Annotated in this window: 12 protein-coding genes and 1 pseudogene; 7 read left to right on the top strand and 6 right to left on the bottom strand. The window is 48.0% G+C overall.

Features of this window, described 5'->3' with window-relative positions; translation table 11 throughout:
• The first annotated feature begins 12 nt into the window (after nucleotides 1-12).
• On the top strand, nucleotides 13-1413 hold the full coding sequence (gene asnS / locus UF06_RS16825) for an asparagine--tRNA ligase (protein ID WP_045571463.1): 1401 nt from the start codon (nucleotides 13-15) through the stop codon (nucleotides 1411-1413).
• A 55-nt stretch (nucleotides 1414-1468) separates the two neighbouring features.
• Here the strand turns inward: asnS and UF06_RS16820 are convergent, their stop codons facing one another.
• Both UF06_RS16820 and UF06_RS16815 read right to left on the bottom strand, forming a co-directional pair.
• The gene (locus UF06_RS16820; RefSeq protein WP_045571462.1) at nucleotides 1469-1678 is read right to left on the bottom strand and encodes a hypothetical protein; all 210 of its coding nucleotides are present in this window, start codon (nucleotides 1676-1678) and stop codon (nucleotides 1469-1471) included.
• Nucleotides 1679-1755: 77 nt separating this feature from the next.
• A complete protein-coding gene (locus UF06_RS16815) occupies nucleotides 1756-3165 on the bottom strand; it encodes a PLP-dependent aminotransferase family protein (RefSeq protein WP_045571609.1) in 1410 nt (469 codons plus the stop codon).
• Between the two features lie 239 nt (nucleotides 3166-3404).
• Between UF06_RS16815 and UF06_RS16810 the strand changes: the two genes are divergently transcribed.
• On the top strand, nucleotides 3405-3704 hold the full coding sequence (locus UF06_RS16810; RefSeq protein WP_045571461.1) for a hypothetical protein: 300 nt from the start codon (nucleotides 3405-3407) through the stop codon (nucleotides 3702-3704).
• Nucleotides 3705-3787: 83 nt separating this feature from the next.
• On the opposite strand, the gene UF06_RS16805 is transcribed toward UF06_RS16810, so the two are convergent.
• Nucleotides 3788-5800 (bottom strand): methyl-accepting chemotaxis protein, encoded by a 2013-nt coding sequence (locus tag UF06_RS16805; protein ID WP_045571460.1) that lies wholly within the window; start codon nucleotides 5798-5800, stop codon nucleotides 3788-3790.
• 372 nt (nucleotides 5801-6172) lie between these two features.
• Between UF06_RS16805 and UF06_RS16800 the strand changes: the two genes are divergently transcribed.
• Together UF06_RS16800 and UF06_RS16795 are read left to right on the top strand one after the other, a co-directional pair.
• The gene (locus tag UF06_RS16800; RefSeq protein ID WP_045571459.1) at nucleotides 6173-7624 is read left to right on the top strand and encodes an HD domain-containing phosphohydrolase; all 1452 of its coding nucleotides are present in this window, start codon (nucleotides 6173-6175) and stop codon (nucleotides 7622-7624) included.
• Between the two features lie 334 nt (nucleotides 7625-7958).
• Complete coding sequence (locus UF06_RS16795; RefSeq protein WP_045571458.1) at nucleotides 7959-9149, top strand: amino acid aminotransferase; 1191 nt, start codon at nucleotides 7959-7961, stop codon at nucleotides 9147-9149.
• A gap of 72 nt (nucleotides 9150-9221) precedes the next feature.
• On the opposite strand, the gene UF06_RS16790 is transcribed toward UF06_RS16795, so the two are convergent.
• A complete protein-coding gene (locus UF06_RS16790) occupies nucleotides 9222-9857 on the bottom strand; it encodes a hypothetical protein (RefSeq protein ID WP_045571457.1) in 636 nt (211 codons plus the stop codon).
• Nucleotides 9858-10081: 224 nt separating this feature from the next.
• Here UF06_RS16790 and UF06_RS16785 point away from each other — a divergent pair, with 224 nt between their 5' ends.
• On the top strand, nucleotides 10082-11965 hold the full coding sequence (locus UF06_RS16785) for a DUF294 nucleotidyltransferase-like domain-containing protein (RefSeq protein WP_045571456.1): 1884 nt from the start codon (nucleotides 10082-10084) through the stop codon (nucleotides 11963-11965).
• A gap of 8 nt (nucleotides 11966-11973) precedes the next feature.
• The gene (locus tag UF06_RS16780; protein WP_045571455.1) at nucleotides 11974-12687 is read left to right on the top strand and encodes a 3'-5' exonuclease; all 714 of its coding nucleotides are present in this window, start codon (nucleotides 11974-11976) and stop codon (nucleotides 12685-12687) included.
• Nucleotides 12688-12768: 81 nt separating this feature from the next.
• On the opposite strand, the gene UF06_RS16775 is transcribed toward UF06_RS16780, so the two are convergent.
• Together UF06_RS16775 and UF06_RS16770 are read right to left on the bottom strand one after the other, a co-directional pair.
• Nucleotides 12769-14652 carry a methyl-accepting chemotaxis protein gene (locus UF06_RS16775; RefSeq protein ID WP_045571454.1) on the bottom strand — a complete coding sequence of 628 codons (1884 nt, stop codon included), beginning with the start codon at nucleotides 14650-14652 and terminating at the stop codon, nucleotides 12769-12771.
• 195 nt (nucleotides 14653-14847) lie between these two features.
• Nucleotides 14848-16419 (bottom strand): BCCT family transporter, encoded by a 1572-nt coding sequence (locus UF06_RS16770; protein WP_045571453.1) that lies wholly within the window; start codon nucleotides 16417-16419, stop codon nucleotides 14848-14850.
• 384 nt (nucleotides 16420-16803) lie between these two features.
• On the opposite strand from UF06_RS16770, the pseudogene UF06_RS16765 reads away from it, so the two are divergent.
• Nucleotides 16804-17171 (top strand): annotated as a pseudogene (locus tag UF06_RS16765) (transposase); the annotation flags it as partial.

Raw genomic sequence — 17171 nt, 5'->3', positions numbered from 1 at the left:
ATTATTTAAAACATGACTTACGCGCCTGTAAAAGACGTATTAAGCGGTAAGCTGGCAGTAGACAGTGAAGTCACTGTACGCGGCTGGATCCGTACACGTCGTGATTCCAAAGCTGGAATCTCTTTTCTTGCCATCTACGACGGCTCTTGTTTCGACCCGATTCAGGCCGTGGTCCCAAATAATCTGAATAATTACAACGATGAAGTACTCAAGCTCACCACGGGCTGCTCTGTTGAAGTAACGGGTAAGGTTGTTGAGTCCCCAGCGTCTGGCCAAGCGTTTGAGCTGGCGGCTACAGAAGTGAAAGTGGTTGGCTGGGTTGAAGATGCTGACACTTACCCAATGGCGAAAACTCGTCACTCAATTGAGTACCTGCGTGAAGTGGCTCACCTGCGCCCACGTACCAACGTCATCGGTGCGGTCGCTCGTGTTCGCCATACGCTGTCTCAGGCTATCCATCGTTTCTACCATGAACAAGGCTACTACTGGCTGTCAGCCCCATTGATCACCGCATCCGACGCAGAAGGTGCGGGTGAAATGTTCCGTGTTTCCACTCTGGATCTGGCTAACCTGCCGCGCAAAGAAAACGGCGATGTCGACTTTAACGAAGATTTCTTCGGTAAGGAGACTTTCCTAACCGTATCAGGCCAACTTAACGGCGAAGCCTATGCTTGCGCTCTGAGCAAGATCTACACATTTGGCCCAACGTTCCGTGCAGAAAACTCAAACACCAGCCGTCACCTTGCAGAATTCTGGATGGTTGAACCTGAAGTGGCGTTCGCTGATCTCAACGACATCGCGAAACTGGCTGAAGACATGCTGAAGTATGTCTTTGCGGCAGTACTTGAAGAGCGTCGTGACGATCTTGAATTTTTCGCCAGCCGTATCGACAAAGATGCCATCACTCGCCTAGAGCAGTTTGTCTCTTCTGACTTTGCACAGGTAGACTACACTGATGCGATCCAAATCCTGCTGGATTCTGGCCGCGAATTTGAATTCCCTGTGGAATGGGGCATCGACATGTCTTCTGAGCATGAGCGTTTCCTTGCAGAAGAACACTTCAAAGCGCCAGTGATCGTGAAGAACTACCCGAAAGACATCAAAGCGTTCTACATGCGTCTCAACGACGATGGTAAAACCGTGGCAGCGATGGACGTTCTTGCCCCTGGCATTGGCGAAATCATCGGTGGTTCTCAGCGTGAAGAGCGTTTAGACGTCCTAGACTCACGTATGGTGGAAATGGGTATCGACCCTGAACACATGAGTTGGTACCGTGACCTGCGCCGTTACGGCACCGTGCCACACGCAGGCTTTGGTTTAGGCTTCGAGCGTCTGGTTTCTTACGTAACGGGTATGGGCAACGTGCGTGATGTGATCCCATTCCCACGTACACCACGCTCTGCAAACTTCTAATTTAAACAGAAGCTTAATACACAAAGGCCTCCAAATTTGGAGGCCTTTTTCATGGCTAGCCATTTTGATCTGCTCGTTGTGCATACCTTACGCCCACCACACACAGAGCAAGCAGAACAAATGGAATCACCGCCGCGGTGTACTCTGTCCATACCAATTGAGTGAAGGATTTCGCTAAGATCAAATGTGCAAACACCAACAGCAAAGCACTGAAAATGGCGATACCGATCAATCTCACTTCATCTTTCACAGCCTGTTTTGCCATGATTACCTCCTCAGTTTGTGCCTCGATTGAAACACAAAAAGCGGCCATCACTCTGGTACAGTTCCACTTGAAAATCGCTAAACAGTTCTTAGAAGAGAGCGAATCACCTGCGCCATTTTTTCCATTACTGGAATAAAGTCATCACGCTCGGAAAATGAGCTATTTAGCCTTAAATAGTTGTCGTGGCGATCATCACGAGCAAACAATCCACCGTAAGCGGAAGTCACTCCAGTTTCGAGTAGCTTTTGGTAGACCTCAAGGCTATTAACCCCATCGGGTAACTTTAGCCATAGACAATAGCCGCCTTGAGGGACAAAAAAACTGACCTCTGGTGGAAAGGAGACCTTGATGGCATCAACCATTTTCTGCTGACGCGCTGATAAACTTTTACGTAGTGTTCTCAGGTGGCTTTCATAACTGTCGTGCTGCAAATAGTGCGCAACACCAAGTTGTACAGGCGCACTGCCCGACAAGGTTGACACCAGTTGCAATTTTTGAATGCGCTCGTGGTAGGTTTGATTCACCACCCAACCGATACGATAACCCGGGCATAGACATTTGGAAAACGAGCCACAGAGTAAAACACGATCTTGCCGATCATACGCTTTTAAAGGCAGCGGCCTTGGCATGGCAAATGCGAGTTCCGCGTAAACATCATCTTCAATCACCACCACGTCGTAGCGGTTCGCCAAATCCATGACCGCTTGCTTTTTATCCGCACTCAGTGTGGTTCCTGTCGGGTTATGAAAACTGGTCATCAGCCAACACGCGCTAACTGGTTGATTGGAAAAGGCTTCTTCAAGGCGGCGTAGACAGAGCCCTGAAGTGGCATCAACTGGCACTTCAATCGCATTTAGCCCTAAACGCTCAACCGCTTGCAGCGCGCCATAGAACGTCGGCGTTTCAATCACCACATAATCCCCTTTATTGACCACGGCCTGAAGGCTGAGATTGAGTGCTTCCAACGCGCCAGAGGTGATCACAATGTCGTCGTGTGAGATGTCCATTCCTTGCTGTATGTAGCGCTGCGCAATCAACCTACGCAACGATTCACAACCGGGCGGCAGGTTGTCGGCCAGCAAATCTACCGACATCTTGCGCCCGGAACTGGCCAAGTTGCGATTTAGTGCCGCGAGTGGAAACAAGCTCGGGTCAGGAAAGGCCGAACCCAATGGCACCGCGGCTTTATTACTTTGGTGCTTGAGGAAATCATACAGTTCGTCGTCAATCGATTGTCGTATGGCAGGACGAGTCGCTCTCGTATCGGCAAAACGCGCTAAGTCCGGCGTGACAAAATAGCCCGATTGCGGTTTGGCACTGATCCACCCCTGCGACTCAAGCAACTGGTAAGCTTGCAATACCGTACCAGGACTAACAGCGTGGCTGCGGCTGGTCGCCCGCACTGAGGGCAGTTTCTCCCCCGCTCTCCACGTTTTCTGTTGGATCTGTGTTTTAAATAGCTCCGCAAGTTGGTGGTAACGACTCATAATTTCCTCAGGTAGATTTGTGCTAAAACGTTGCCCCATTGGCGAATAAGGCGTGATTTTTCCATAGCTGACGCAAAATCGAGAGGGAAAAATGCTGAATTGAGACCTTCGCAGGTTTAACGTCACCTAGCCTAAAAATAACGAGATGAGCTTCACGTTATTTTTATATTCTTTTGTTACATTTACTGAGATTTGCGTGACAGCAAGCACAGCTGTCCCTTAACAAAGAGATGGGAAACATGAAGAAATATAACGCAGATGATATCCAATACAAAGGCGAATCGAATGGTGTTCATAGCTGGAGCACGCCTTCAGGTCAGCCGTACTACTGGCATCCAGATTGGCTGCATATTGCAGAAGATGCGACAGGATCTCACCCTAAACAGAAGCTGGAAATAGAGAGCGGTGTTCAAGCGACCAAAACACACGCGCTCAAAGCCATTGTAAAGCAAGTCAATGATTGGGCGAGCAAAAAATTGGCTGAGAACCCAGAGATAGAAACCAACGCAATCGAATCTGAGTTTGACTTGAAAAAATAGTACTCGTTTGGTGGAAGTGAGCTTTTGGCCACCAGAAAGTAAACGCGAGCTCCGGCTTGGCGTTTACTTTCTGTTTTCAATACTTACACTTTAAAACGTTTAATTGTTGCTGATAATTCTCTCTGCAATTGATCCAGCTCACTAGCAATTGTTCTGTTCTCATCCAGAATCCGTCCTGACGCCTGTGACGTGGAATCAATGGTTTGGATACTGCTTGAAATACTGTCCGCCATCTGAGTCTGCTGCAACATCTGCTCTGCCATCGTCACGTTAACCGTTCTCAATTTCTCAATTTCTTCAGCAACCGATCGTAAACTTAGCAATGAACTTTGGGTCGTGTTCAACGTTGTCTCGCTAAGACTTTTTGAGCTTTCCATGACTTTAACCGCCTGAGACGCGCTCTCTTGTAACTTAGCTATCCTTTCTCGAATCACACTTGTGCTAACTTGTGTTCTTGTCGCAAGATTACGGACCTCATCAGCCACCACAGCAAAACCTCGCCCTTGCTCACCGGCTCGAGCGGCTTCAATTGCCGCATTCAATGCCAATAAATTGGTCTGTTCAGCGATCCCACTTATTTCAATTAAAGTTTCTTCAATATTCTCAACATCTTCACGAACAAATCGAATTACATCACTTCCCGAAACGACCTTGTCTGTTAAGTCATTGACCATTTGTTCTGTCTGATTAATTTTGCTTAAAACAGAAGTAGAATTCTCGCTGATCAGCTCCACGGATGCGGCTGATACTTGTGCGTGTTTATTAGCCTCCGCACCTATGTCAAACAGGTGGTTAACTGAATCGATAACACGTTGAGTACCGGCATGTTGTTCTCGATAGATATCAGCTGCCGACTTTGCACCTTGCTGTAAACGCGCAATCGTCGCAGAAACTGAATCTATAGAACGGTCGGTATTTTGGATAAGGCCTTGCCATACGTCGAGTAAGCTGTTGATACTCAAAGCCATATCTTCAAACTCGTCTCTTGTGTTAAGTGTTAGACGCTGAGTTAGGTCCCCATCACCATGAGTCAAACGATCAATTCGTTGATGAAGACGAGTGGTAGAGGAGGTAACTTGCTTAGTCAAATAGATTGCTATTGCAAACAATGTGATAAATGAAAACACCACAAGTATTAACGTCTTTGAATAAGCCGTATGAGTTAACGAAGCAATACCTGACACTTCATTTTCAACCGTACTGTCAGCAAACGCCTCAATATCAGAAACGAGTTCAATCAAACCCTGCGCCGCATTTTGATAGTCGTGAAATGCGTTTCGATAGGAAACATAGCTCGTTAGTAAGACATCCACCGATTGGTTATGCTCACTGTTCAGCAACTGGTAAACCTGCTGATACGTGCGCTTCTGCGGATCGTTTTCCACAGGATGATCAAAGTAAGGCGTCGAGAACATATTCCGATTAGCTTCTAATTGAAACTGCTTCGCCTGCTCAATTTGTAAAACTATGTCGTTACCACCTTCATTTTCAATAAACAACTGAACTTTATACAGTTTCCACAGCAATCCAATACTCGATTCCATACCGCCATCAGCAGCTTTCCAAAGCTCCTCCAGATCCCCTTTCCATAACAGCTTTCGCGTCGGGTCCGATTGCAAACTTTCCATGGCACCATCCCCCATTTCCTCCATCTCTTCACTCAAATCGACGAGCCTTGAAGTGAGGTGGTCGTATTGGCGCTTATCACTGCGATATTGGGAATAATGTTCAATTAACTGCTCTCGCTTAACGCGGTACGCCGATAACATTTCGTTTAAACTGTGCGCATCACTATCTGCCAATAAACCTGCTGCTTTCATGCGGGCCAACGCTTCATCCGCCGCAACCGCGTGTTTTTTTATGTCATCTAACGCCTGAGTGTTTGTTCTTTCTAGATAGCGCCCAACTGCCAGCATTTCTGCTTCGATTTCAATGCTTCCCTCCATTGCACCATCAGCGGTATCCCAGGCAGGACCAACAACGTAATTTATCTCATCAGTTAGCTTAAGAATGTTATTGATACTGTAGATACCTGCCACCGCAATCAATATTGCAGACAAGCTAAAACCCAGTGCCATTTTAGTTCTAATCTTCATACTATTTCCTTAGCATGCTTGAGCATCATTCTTGAGTGGCTCTCAAATCCTCCCACAAATATAGTATTGCTGTTGCATATTTGGTAAAAATCTTCTTCCCATCAGCATTGATGCGTACTGCAAGAGATTGCGTCCTAAATCAGGCCTGTTTATGACGCATAAAATCCTATCCATTTTGATAATGGAACAATAAAATATTCAGCCTTTTAGAATGAAATAAGCAACATGATCTTGATTGGCTACACTTATTACTTCAATTGATAACAAAGAGTTGAAACAACTCGGTTTAAAATTTAGCTTTGCATACGCTTCATACTCACCTGTGATTTGGACGTCTATCGACACATTCAAATCTGGAAAAAGGCTCATACTATGTCTGATTACAATGCGTCTCTAACGCTCAAGCTCTATTTACTTGCAGCCGTGCTCTTTGGTACCTATGGTGGCAGAGTATGCCCTATGCTAGCTACGCTCTCACCTCTGGAAATTCTGATACAGGTGTCACTAATTTTTCTGTTATTGGCCGTAATTCGCCACTTTGTTTTTGCTCAACATCGACTTGTTACCCAGCAGCAACAGGTCCAACTTGATACCCTATTGTTTTTCTCAGGCAGCCTGCCACTAGCCCTTTACTACAACATCGCTTACGACTTCACCATTGATAGCAATTTAAAGGTGTTGTTCGGTATGACGCTGTTTGGCTTTTTTACTGGCCTTTTATTGCAATTAGAATCTAAAACCAAACAATTCGACACTTTATCGTCTGATAATACCTACCCGTTGGAACTGACCGGACAACGACAATCCATTGTTAAACAGTTGATTGTAATGATGATTATTTTAATCGGCGCATTAACCGCCATGCTGACCATGGTGGCCGTCAAAGATATTTTCTGGCTAGAGCATAACCCAGAACGATTGCTCAATGGCAGCGGAAAACTCAGTATTATCAAAGAGTTTATCTATCTTGCCTTAGTCCTTGGCGGCTATGTCGTTGCGATTTTGCTCCTTTGGAGCAAATTGATGAAAAAAGTCCTACTGAGCCAAGAGCGTAAGTTGCAACTCGTGACGCAAGGCGACATCAGCCAGCGCTTGCCGGTTTTTGAGCACAACGAACTGGGTGCCATGGCCTCGCTCACCAATACAATGCTCGACAGCTTAAAATCGGCGCAGGATGAAGTGCAAACCACCCGCGACGTTGCCATCGTCAGCCTAGCCGCACTTGCTGAGTCTCGGGACAACGAAACAGGCGCGCACATCATTCGCACCCAAGAATATGTGCGAGCACTCGCCACCTTTTTGGCACAAAGCCCACAACACCAATCGCTACTTACGCCCAATTACATCGATCTGTTATATAAATCCGCCCCGTTACACGATGTGGGTAAAGTGGGCATTCCTGATAGCGTGCTACTCAAACCCGGGAAGCTCACCGATGAAGAGTTTGCCATCATGAAAGGCCACCCGCAGATCGGCGCAGATGCGCTCTCTATCGCTGAAAAACGTATGGGTTCGAGCTCTTTTCTGCGAATCGCCAAGGAAATATCCCTCACCCACCATGAAAAATGGGATGGTTCCGGGTACCCGAATCAACTCTCCGGTGCAGCGATCCCGCTCTCTGGACGTTTGATGGCACTGGCTGATGTTTATGACGCACTTATCTCCAAACGGGTTTACAAACCGGCATTTAGCCATGAAAAAGCGCGAGAAATTATCCTCGAAGGACGAGGAAAACATTTTGACCCGCAGGTTGTCGACGCTTTTCTTGCCGTAGAGCAAGATTTCTGCGCGATTGCGGCGCGCTACAAAGATGGTCAAGACTGATAAGACCAGTCGTTTGCTTTTTACACCTTGGAAAGTCGCTGTTTCCAAGGTGTTTTATTATGAAAATTCGCAATTCATTGACACTTCGCGATCAAATCAAAATTATTTTAACTTTTCCTACCACTAGGTGTTGTCACTGATCTGGCAGAAAGGTATAAATATACACCGTCTGCTCCAATCTTATTCGTCAGCATTCGCTGCTACTTTGCCAGATGCTCGCAGACATACGCGTTTCCAGATAAACGAGCGGGTCTGATTATGTTTCATTGACTTCTGCGCCTTAGCACTGAAACATAAACAGACCTACCCCTTCGATTTAACATGGATGAAGATTATGTTTGAAAAAGTAGTTGCCGCCCCGGCTGACCCGATCCTTGGCCTGACTGAAGAGTTCAAAAAAGACCCTCGTCAGGGGAAAATTAACCTTGGTGTTGGTATTTATAAGAATGAACAAGGTGAAACCCCTGTTCTTGCAACGGTGAAAAAAGCAGAAGCTGCTTTAGTTGAAACCGAGAAAACCAAGTCTTACCTGACTATCGAAGGCACCGCGGAATACGCTCTAGCGGTTCAGAAACTACTTTTCGGTGAGAATTCAGACATCCTCGCTTCTCTACGTGCTAAAACCGCCCAAGCGCCGGGTGGTACGGGTGCATTGCGTGTGGCTGGCGAGTTCATCAAACGCCAACTGGGCGACGTAAAGATCTGGATCAGCAACCCAACTTGGGCAAACCACCACGGTGTGTTTAAAGCCGCTGGCCTTGAAACAACGGAATACAGCTACTACAACGCGCAAACTAAAGACAAAGACTTTGCTGCCATGGTCGCGGATCTAGAAAAAGCCAGCGCTGGTGATGTGGTGCTGCTTCACGGATGCTGCCATAACCCGACAGGTATCGACCCAACCGAACAAGAGTGGGAGGTACTGGCGAAACTGGTGGCTGAAAAAGACCTGCTGCCGATGTTCGATTTCGCTTATCAAGGCTTTGCTAAAGGTGTCGAGGAAGATGCACAAGGTCTGCGTACTTTTGCTAAGTACAACAAAGAGATCCTCGTTGCCAGTTCCTTCTCAAAGAACTTTGGCCTGTACAACGAGCGTGTGGGTGCGTTTACCCTAGTGGCTGAAAACCAAGACGTTGCGGAAACGGCCTTCTCTCAAGTGAAAGCCATCATCCGTTCTATCTACTCTAACCCACCTGCGCACGGTAGCGCCGTGGTTACGTACATTCTAAGTGATGCCGCGTTACGTGCTGAGTGGGAAGCGGAAGTGGCAGAAATGCGTGACCGCATTCAAGAGATGCGTGAGCTGTTCGTGACGACGCTTAAAGCGGAAGGCGTTGATGCCGATTTCAGCTTTATTGAACGCCAAAACGGCATGTTCTCTTTCTCTGGTCTAAACAAAGAGCAAGTAGCGCGCCTAAAAGAAGAATTTGCCATTTACATCGTCGGCTCTGGCCGTATCAGCGTAGCGGGTATGACCAAAGAGAACATGGGCCCTCTGTGTAAAGCTCTTACACAAGTGCTGTAATCAGTTACGAACTGATGCAAAAGCAAAGGCCGAGTTTCTCGGCCTTTTTACTTTCAATCACTGGGTAAAACGCTAGTAGATCACGCGTGCGCTGATTCCACCTTCGTTGATATAGTCTTTGCCTGCATCACGATATTTGTAAAAAATGCCTGTGCCAAAGACGTCATTCCATTGATAGTTGAATGCCAGTTTGATGTTGTCCTCATCCACCCAGTCACTGCGGGTAAACTCGCCTTCCAAAGTGAGCGTCATTTCCCGGTTAATCAGATAGTTAAACCCTAGTTTTGCGCCTTGCAGCATATCGGATTGCGAATCGAGCAGTTTATCGGTTTTGTTGTCTGTCTGCTCATAGCGCAGTGCGCCGATACCGTAAAGTAAGTACACATCTAACGCCGCCGTAAGGTCATAGTGATAACCGCCAGAAAAGAGTAATCGGTCAACTCGCGAAGTAGAATCATCAGGATGAAAAAACTGCGCTGAGTAGTCCACATCTAACAGCCATCCAGAAAACAGTGGCTTACTTAATCGCAACTCAAAAAATGACGCGTTTGCTCCGTTAAACCAGTCTTTGTTTGTCGTGCCAGAACCGGCCACCGCAGAAAAGTGGCGATACACTTGTTTGGACTCTGTCAGCTGTTCGTCACTTTGCTGCGCCCACCCAGACCCACTGAGGGCAACCAAAAGCACTAAACCATTGTGTCTTACCATTCTACATCCTTCTTCATTGGTAATTTCTCAGCCAAGGTGCGGTAATCCATCGTTGCTCTTGTCTGACCTTTACAATCTTATTTCAAAACAAACTCTTAAGACGAGACGTCGCTCCCTTTCAGCCATTGCAGCAGCAAATCGCTGTCAATTGAGGTAAGATAGCGGTCCACCTGCATGTTAATGTTTACGGGTCACCATAGGCTCTAAACCCAAAAGGTTTGAATATGGATGCTGAATTCACCGAGATTCTTAACTTCCTCTCGCAACACGCACCGTTTAGTGAGCTCCCTGAAGAGACACTACTCAACGTCACCCAACACATCGAGATTTCTTATTACCGAAAAGATACACCTATCATTCGCAGTGGTGATGAAATTCATGACCTTTTTATGCTGCGCAGTGGCGTGGTTGAAGTGTACCGCCGCAAAGGCGAGCTTTACAACCGTTTAGACGAAGGCGCCCTGTTTGGTCAAATGGCGTTGCTCACCAACAACCGAGTCAAATTTCCCGTCACAGCGGTGGAAGATTCGCTGCTCTATTGCATTCCAGAAACCATTTTCCAATCGCTCTACGACCACTTTGATTCCTTCGCGGACTTTGTTGAGGTGGAAAAGAGCATCCGATTGCGCCAAGCGGTACTTGAAACCAAAGAAGCGAACGACCTCACGACCTCGAAAGTTCGTACCTTGCTGACCCGTGATGCACCAACCATTGAGAGCACTCAGTCGATCCAAAGCGCCGCAGAGATGATGGCCAATGAACACGTCTCTTCCCTGCTGGTGTTAGATTCAAAGGCCCAAGCCTCTGCCTCACCAGCGCCCGTGGTCGGTATCATCACAGACCGCGATTTGTGCACCCGCGTGTTGGCTCAGGGGAAATCACCGCAAGATGCGGTAGGTAGTGTCATGACAGACCAAGTGATCTCATTGGATCACAACGCCTATGTCTATGAAGCCATGCTGACCATGCTCAGGCACAATGTGCACCATCTGCCTATCATGCGGGGGAAAAAACCACTCGGTATTGTCGAAGCGACGGATATTGTCCGTTATGAATCTCAGAGCTCGCTGCTCTTGGTCAGCCGCATTTTTCAACAGCAGAGCTTTGAGGATCTCGCTCAACTGGCGCAAGAAGTGAAAAACAGCTTTGTCCGATTAGTCAACGAAGATGCCAATTCACACATGGTCGGCAGTGCCATGTCGGTAATTGGCCGTAGCTTCAAGCAGCGCATCATTGAGTTAACTGAAGAACGTCTCGGCCCACCGCCGATTGACTACTGTTTTCTCGCATTAGGTTCTATGGGGCGCGACGAGCAATTGTTGGTCACCGACCAAGACAACGCGATTATCCTTGCCGACAACTACCGAGCCGAAAAACACGACGCTTACTTTAGCCAATTTGCCGAGCTGGTGTGTGATGCGCTCAACGAATGCGGCTACAAATATTGTACTGGCGATATTATGGCGACAAACCCAATTTGGCGCATGACACGTGCGCAGTGGCGTGATTGCTTTGCCGATTGGATTGATGACCCCAACCCGAAAGCCCTGCTCAATGCCTCGATTTTCTTTGATTTGGATGGCGTGTATGGAGAGCTGGCATGGGCATCACAATTGACCGATTTTATCGTCAACAAAGCCAAACAGACGCCCCGTTTTCTCGCGTGTTTGGCGCGTAATGCCCTGAATCGCACGCCACCATTAGGCTTTTTTAAAGATTTTGTGATGGAGAAAGATGGCCGTCACAATAACTCGATTAACCTCAAACGACGTGGCACTGCGCCATTGGCCGATCTCATTCGCGTCCATGCGTTAGCGGTTGGGTCGAGTGCCAGAAACTCGTTTGAGAGGCTCGACGATGTGATTGATGCCGGAATTCTGCCTAAAGGGCGCGCACAAAACCTCAAAGATGCGTTGGAATTTATCTCTATGGTGCGCATCCGCCATCAGGCCGTGGATGTGCAAAACGGTATTGAAGCTGATAACAATATCGAACCCGAAAACCTGTCGGATTTTGAACGAAGAACGCTCAAAGATGCCTTTCAGATCCTAAGCAATGCGCAGAACTTCCTGAAGTTTCGCTATCAAGCTGGCAACAGTTTTAAATAAGGGAAAATATGTCGTTATTTAAACCTGCTCCCCTTGAATGGCAGCAAAAATTTGCCCAAAAATGCCAGCGTGTGCAGGATGCTCGCTTGCAACGCTTCTATGCTCAACCACTGCCACTCGCTTGCACCCCCATCAATGAGCTTGAGATGGTGGCGTTGGACTTTGAAACCACCGGATTAGACGCGCGCAGCGATGATATTCTCTCGATTGGCTTGGTGCCGTTTGATCTGCAGCGCATCTACTTAAACCAAGCCCATCATTGGACCGTTCGCCCACGGCAAAACCTCAGCGAAGAGTCGATCGTCATTCATCGCATTACCCACAGCGATATTGAGCATGCACCGGATCTCGAGACGATTCTTGACGAAGTATTACAACAGTTAGCCGGAAAAGTGGTGGTGGTTCATTATCGCCATATTGAGCGCGATTTCTTTGATGCCGCATTAAGACAGCGTATCGCTGAAGGAATCGAGTTTCCGCTGCTGGACACATTACAGCTCGAATCAGATTATCTTAGCCAAACCAAGGGCGGATGGTGGCGGCGCTTAAAAGGCGTCAAACTGCCTTCGCTGCGTCTTGCCCAGACTCGACGACGCTATGGTTTGCCTGACTATAGCGCTCATCACGCACTGACCGATGCCATCGCCACCGCTGAACTATTACAAGCGCAATTTGCCCATCACTACGACGCGCAAAGCGCCGTCGGTGAGTTCTGGCTTTAGACTTTTTGCTTCTAGACCCAGCAAAACAACCAGCAAAACAAGAAGAGGAGCACTTGGCTCCTCTTCTCATTCAACTCTCGCTTACAGCTTAAAGCGTCTGATCTCTTGCTCAAGTTCATGAGAAAGATCCGACAACATGCTGGCTTGCGCCGCCGCTTCATGCGCCTCGGCAGCCAGCTCGTTTGACACATCGCGGATGCCTTCGGTATTGCGGGTGATTTCGGTGGTTACCGATGCCTGCTCTTCCGCCGCCGACGCAATTTGCGTCGCCATATCACTGATGCGCACAACAGCCGTATGAATTTGCGTTAAGCTTACCGCCGCCGAGTTCGCATCATCAACACTGGTCAGCGCCAGCGCACGACTGTCGTCCATAATGCCTACCGCCTGAGACGTGGTGCCCTGCAACTTCTCGATGGTTTGCTGGATCTCTTGCGTTGACGCGTGAGTGCGTTGACTCAGTACACGAACTTCATCCGCAACCACGGCAAAACCGCGCCCTTGCTCGCCAGCGCGCGCCGCTTCAATCGCCGCATTGAGCGCCAACAGATTGGTTTGCTCTGCAATGCCCTGAATGGTGGAAAGAATGGTATTGATGCTGTTGCCGTGCGCTTCCAGCTCTTGAATCACATTGGTCGCCACTTGTACTTCTTGTGACAAGTTCTGAATAGAGCCTTGCGTTTGTGTCACTTGCGAAGAACCGTGAACACACGCAGACACCGCTTCTTCCGCATTTTGCGCTGTGTGATCCGCATTACCCGCAATTTCTTGTGTTGCAGCCGCCATTTCGTTCACTGCCGTCGCCACCATGTTGATTTCATCTTGCTGCAATGAAATACGTTGGCTGCGCTCTTCAGCTTGCTGTGCGGTCATTTTGGCTTGTTCAGACAGTGATGCAGAGACTTCGCTCAACTTGCTGACCATAGTGTGCATGTTACCTACGAAACGGTTGAAGTTTTCCGCCAGTTTGCCCACTTCATCATCACTGCGCGGCTCTAAGCGTTGAGTAAGATCCCCTTCACCAGACGCAATTTCTTCCAATGCATGGGACACGCGGCCAAGGTCACGGAACAGGAAACCCACCAGCCAGTATACAGCAGCAATGACTGCGGCGGTGATTAAGGTGGCAGTGATGAGCATTTCACGCATCAGTTGGCTCAGGCTAGCTTCTTCGGTGGCGCGATCCATTTCAATCGCAAACATCCAAGGCGTTTGAGGTACTTTGACGAAGTAGAACAGCTTTTTCTGGCCATTGACGATAGCCTCTTCAATCGCGCCTTGAGATGCGGCTCGCTCGATATCCTGCATGGTAAATTGTTTCAACAGAGTGTTCACAGGCTTAAGCGAAAGCGCTTTGTTAGGATGCGCCAAGAAAGTACCGTCTTGTGTATCAATCAACATTGCATGGGCATTTTTGCCCGCATCTAGGCTGATTACGTCATTGATCAATTGGTCAATCAGAACGTCTGCACCCACCACACCGACCAGTTTGCCGTTGTGACGCACAGGTTCGGCAATCGTCACCAGCAGCGCGTTGGTAATCGCATCCTGATAGGCGGTGGTAATAATCTGCTGACCTGCTGCACTGGCGTCTTTATACCAAGGACGCACACGGGGATCGTAATCGGCACGGTTACGCTCTGGATGTGAACGGTACATCTCACCCTCTGGCGTTCCTAAGAAAATATCGTCAAAACCACCCGCTTTGCGCGCTTGCTGTAAATACGGCACAACATCGCTTTCTTCGCTGTAGTCATTAAAGGCTTTGGCAATATTCTTACGGATCGAAATCCAATCAGAAATGCCTTGCGCCGCCGCTTCACCGAGGCTTTGCGCACGGGCATATACTCCATTACGGGTTTGGTTGGATAGCTGTCCTGCGGACAGCCAGGTTAAGGCGGCAGCCATGATCACTACCGCTGACAGACTTGCGCCTATGAGCTTTTGCTTTAGTGTCAATTTCATTGTTGTCAGGTTTCAGTTGGGGGAACAAATTTTCGTCCGTGATACTACACACAAAACCCATCACATGCACGTATTATCCGTCGCCAACTAAGCAGTAACCCCTTGTATTCCTGATGGTTACATCGCCATTTTTATACCGTACGACAAAATAAAGCCAGCTTGATAAGCTGGCCTTATAAGCACATAAAAAAGTGACTACTGTTTTTCGGTACGCATACCTAAAAGCAGGCTGACACACATCGCCAAGAGGATAAAGGTGAAAGGTAACGCCGTCGAAATCGCCCCCGCTTGCAATGCTTGAATTGCTTCTGTACCACCAATCCAAATCAGTGCCACCGCAATAGCACCTTCCATAAATGCCCAGAAAATACGTTGCAGGACTGGCGCATCCATCTTACCGCCGGCGGTAATCGAGTCGATCACCAAAGAACCTGAGTCGGATGAGGTGATGAAGAAAACCAGCACCAGCACGACTGCAATCACCGACAACAGGGTGCCGTATGGCAGTTGGTCAAACATCTGGAACATCGCCAAAGGCACGTCGGTTAGCCCTTCCGTACCAAGCTCACCAACGCCGTTGATCACTTGATCGATAGCCATACCACCGAACACCGACATCCAAAGCAATGTTACCGCCGTTGGTACCAAGAGAACCGCGGTCATAAATTCACGAACAGTGCGCCCTTTTGAAACACGCGCAATGAACATGCCGACAAATGGTGACCAAGAGATCCACCACGCCCAATAGAAGACAGTCCAGCCTTGGAACCAAGCTTCATCTTCACGACCCATAGGGTTACTGAGCGGGATAATGTTCTCGACATACGCCATCAAAGTCGTTGGCACAGAGCCAAGGCTCACCGCCCAACCGATCAAACCCACCAAGCCAAGCAGCGCAAAAGCGAGCAGCATGTTGATGTTACTGATCACTTTAACCCCGCCATCAATGCCACGAATGACCGAAATGGTTGCGAGAAGCGTCACCGCGACGATCACAATGATCTGTAGGCTCAGGCCAGCTTCAATTCCAAACACATGGTGGATACCACTCGCTGCTTGCTGAGCTCCCAAGCCAAGCGACGTCGCCAAGCCAAACAAGGTGGCGACAACCGCCAGAATATCGACAATGTGCCCTGCCCAACCCCAAGCGCGATCACCCAGTAGAGGATAAAAGATCGAACGCATCGAAAGCGGCAAGCCTTTGTTGTAGGCAAAAAAGGCCAGTGATAGGGCCACAACGCCATAGATCGCCCAAGGGTGTAAACCCCAGTGGAACATGGTCGCGCCCAGTGCCAGTTTGGCCGCTTCCGGTGAATTCGCAGCAACATTCAATGGGGTCTCATACCATCCGGTAAAATAGGCTACCGGCTCTGCAACACTCCAGAACATCAAACCAATCCCCATCCCTGCTGCAAACAACATTGCTAGCCAAGATAGAAAAGAGTAGTCCGCAACGGCATCAGAACCACCCAAACGAATCTTACCCATAGGTGAAACGATCAATGCAAGGCAAAACACCACAAAAATATTACCGGACCAGATAAACAACCAATCAAATGACCCGATAATTTGCCATTTGATGCCATCGAGTACCGTCTTCGCGGTGTGGGCGTCGAGTACCAGTGCGGCAATCAGAAACAGCGCAACCAAACCTGCGCTAATGCCAAACACTGGGTTATGAACATCAAAACCCCATCGTTGAACATTGTCCTGACCAACCGTGTAGTCTGTACTGTCAATACTGTACTTATCTATACCTGTCGTCATTCTCACTCACTTAAAAATGCTTTTTCTAAAATGTACCAATCAAGGAAATAATTAGAATACAATACATACTCCAAAAATATCGGTTATTAAACTAACAGAAAACATCGTATAAATGCAAATTAACCACAAGAAATAGGCTTTAAAATCGGAACGATTGGCACTTAATAACACAATAAACCAGAAAAATAAAATGCTCACAAATCATTCGTCATCAAACTATTATTTCATATTCCTCCTGAGGTGACACCGCGGCACAAACCAAACCTGCACTCGCGGCTCTAGATCGCCGTTGATTTCTTGGCCTAAGAAGTGGCCCCCGATTTTCGGACATGACTTTAAGTGGTCGATCTGTTTTGATAGTACCCAACAATACAGGGACAGATTATGACTAGAAAACGTAGAAACCACTCTCCTGAGTTTAAAGCTAAGGTGGCACTCGATGCCGCTAAAGGCGATAAAACCGTCGCTGAGTTAGCTCAGAAATACAACCTGCACGCTAACCAAATCTCGACATGGAAAAAGGAGCTGCTTGAAAACGCAGCCATGATTTTTGCCACCGAAAATCACACAGGAAAAGAGAATTCCGAAGAAGTGGACAAACTTCACGCCAAGATCGGTCAATTGACCATGGAAAATGATTTTTTGGCCAAAGTGCTCGGTCGTTAGACCGAGCCCAGCGAAAGAGTTCGCTGGTTAAATCCACCCCATTGCCGATAAAGCGCCAGTGTGAGCTGCTCAATATTGCTCGCTCT

This window comes from Vibrio sp. S234-5 (genome assembly GCF_000960595.1).
Classification (GTDB): domain Bacteria; phylum Pseudomonadota; class Gammaproteobacteria; order Enterobacterales; family Vibrionaceae; genus Vibrio.
The sequence above is the reverse complement of the archived record's forward strand: the minus strand, read 5'-3'. Positions and strand labels throughout refer to the sequence as shown.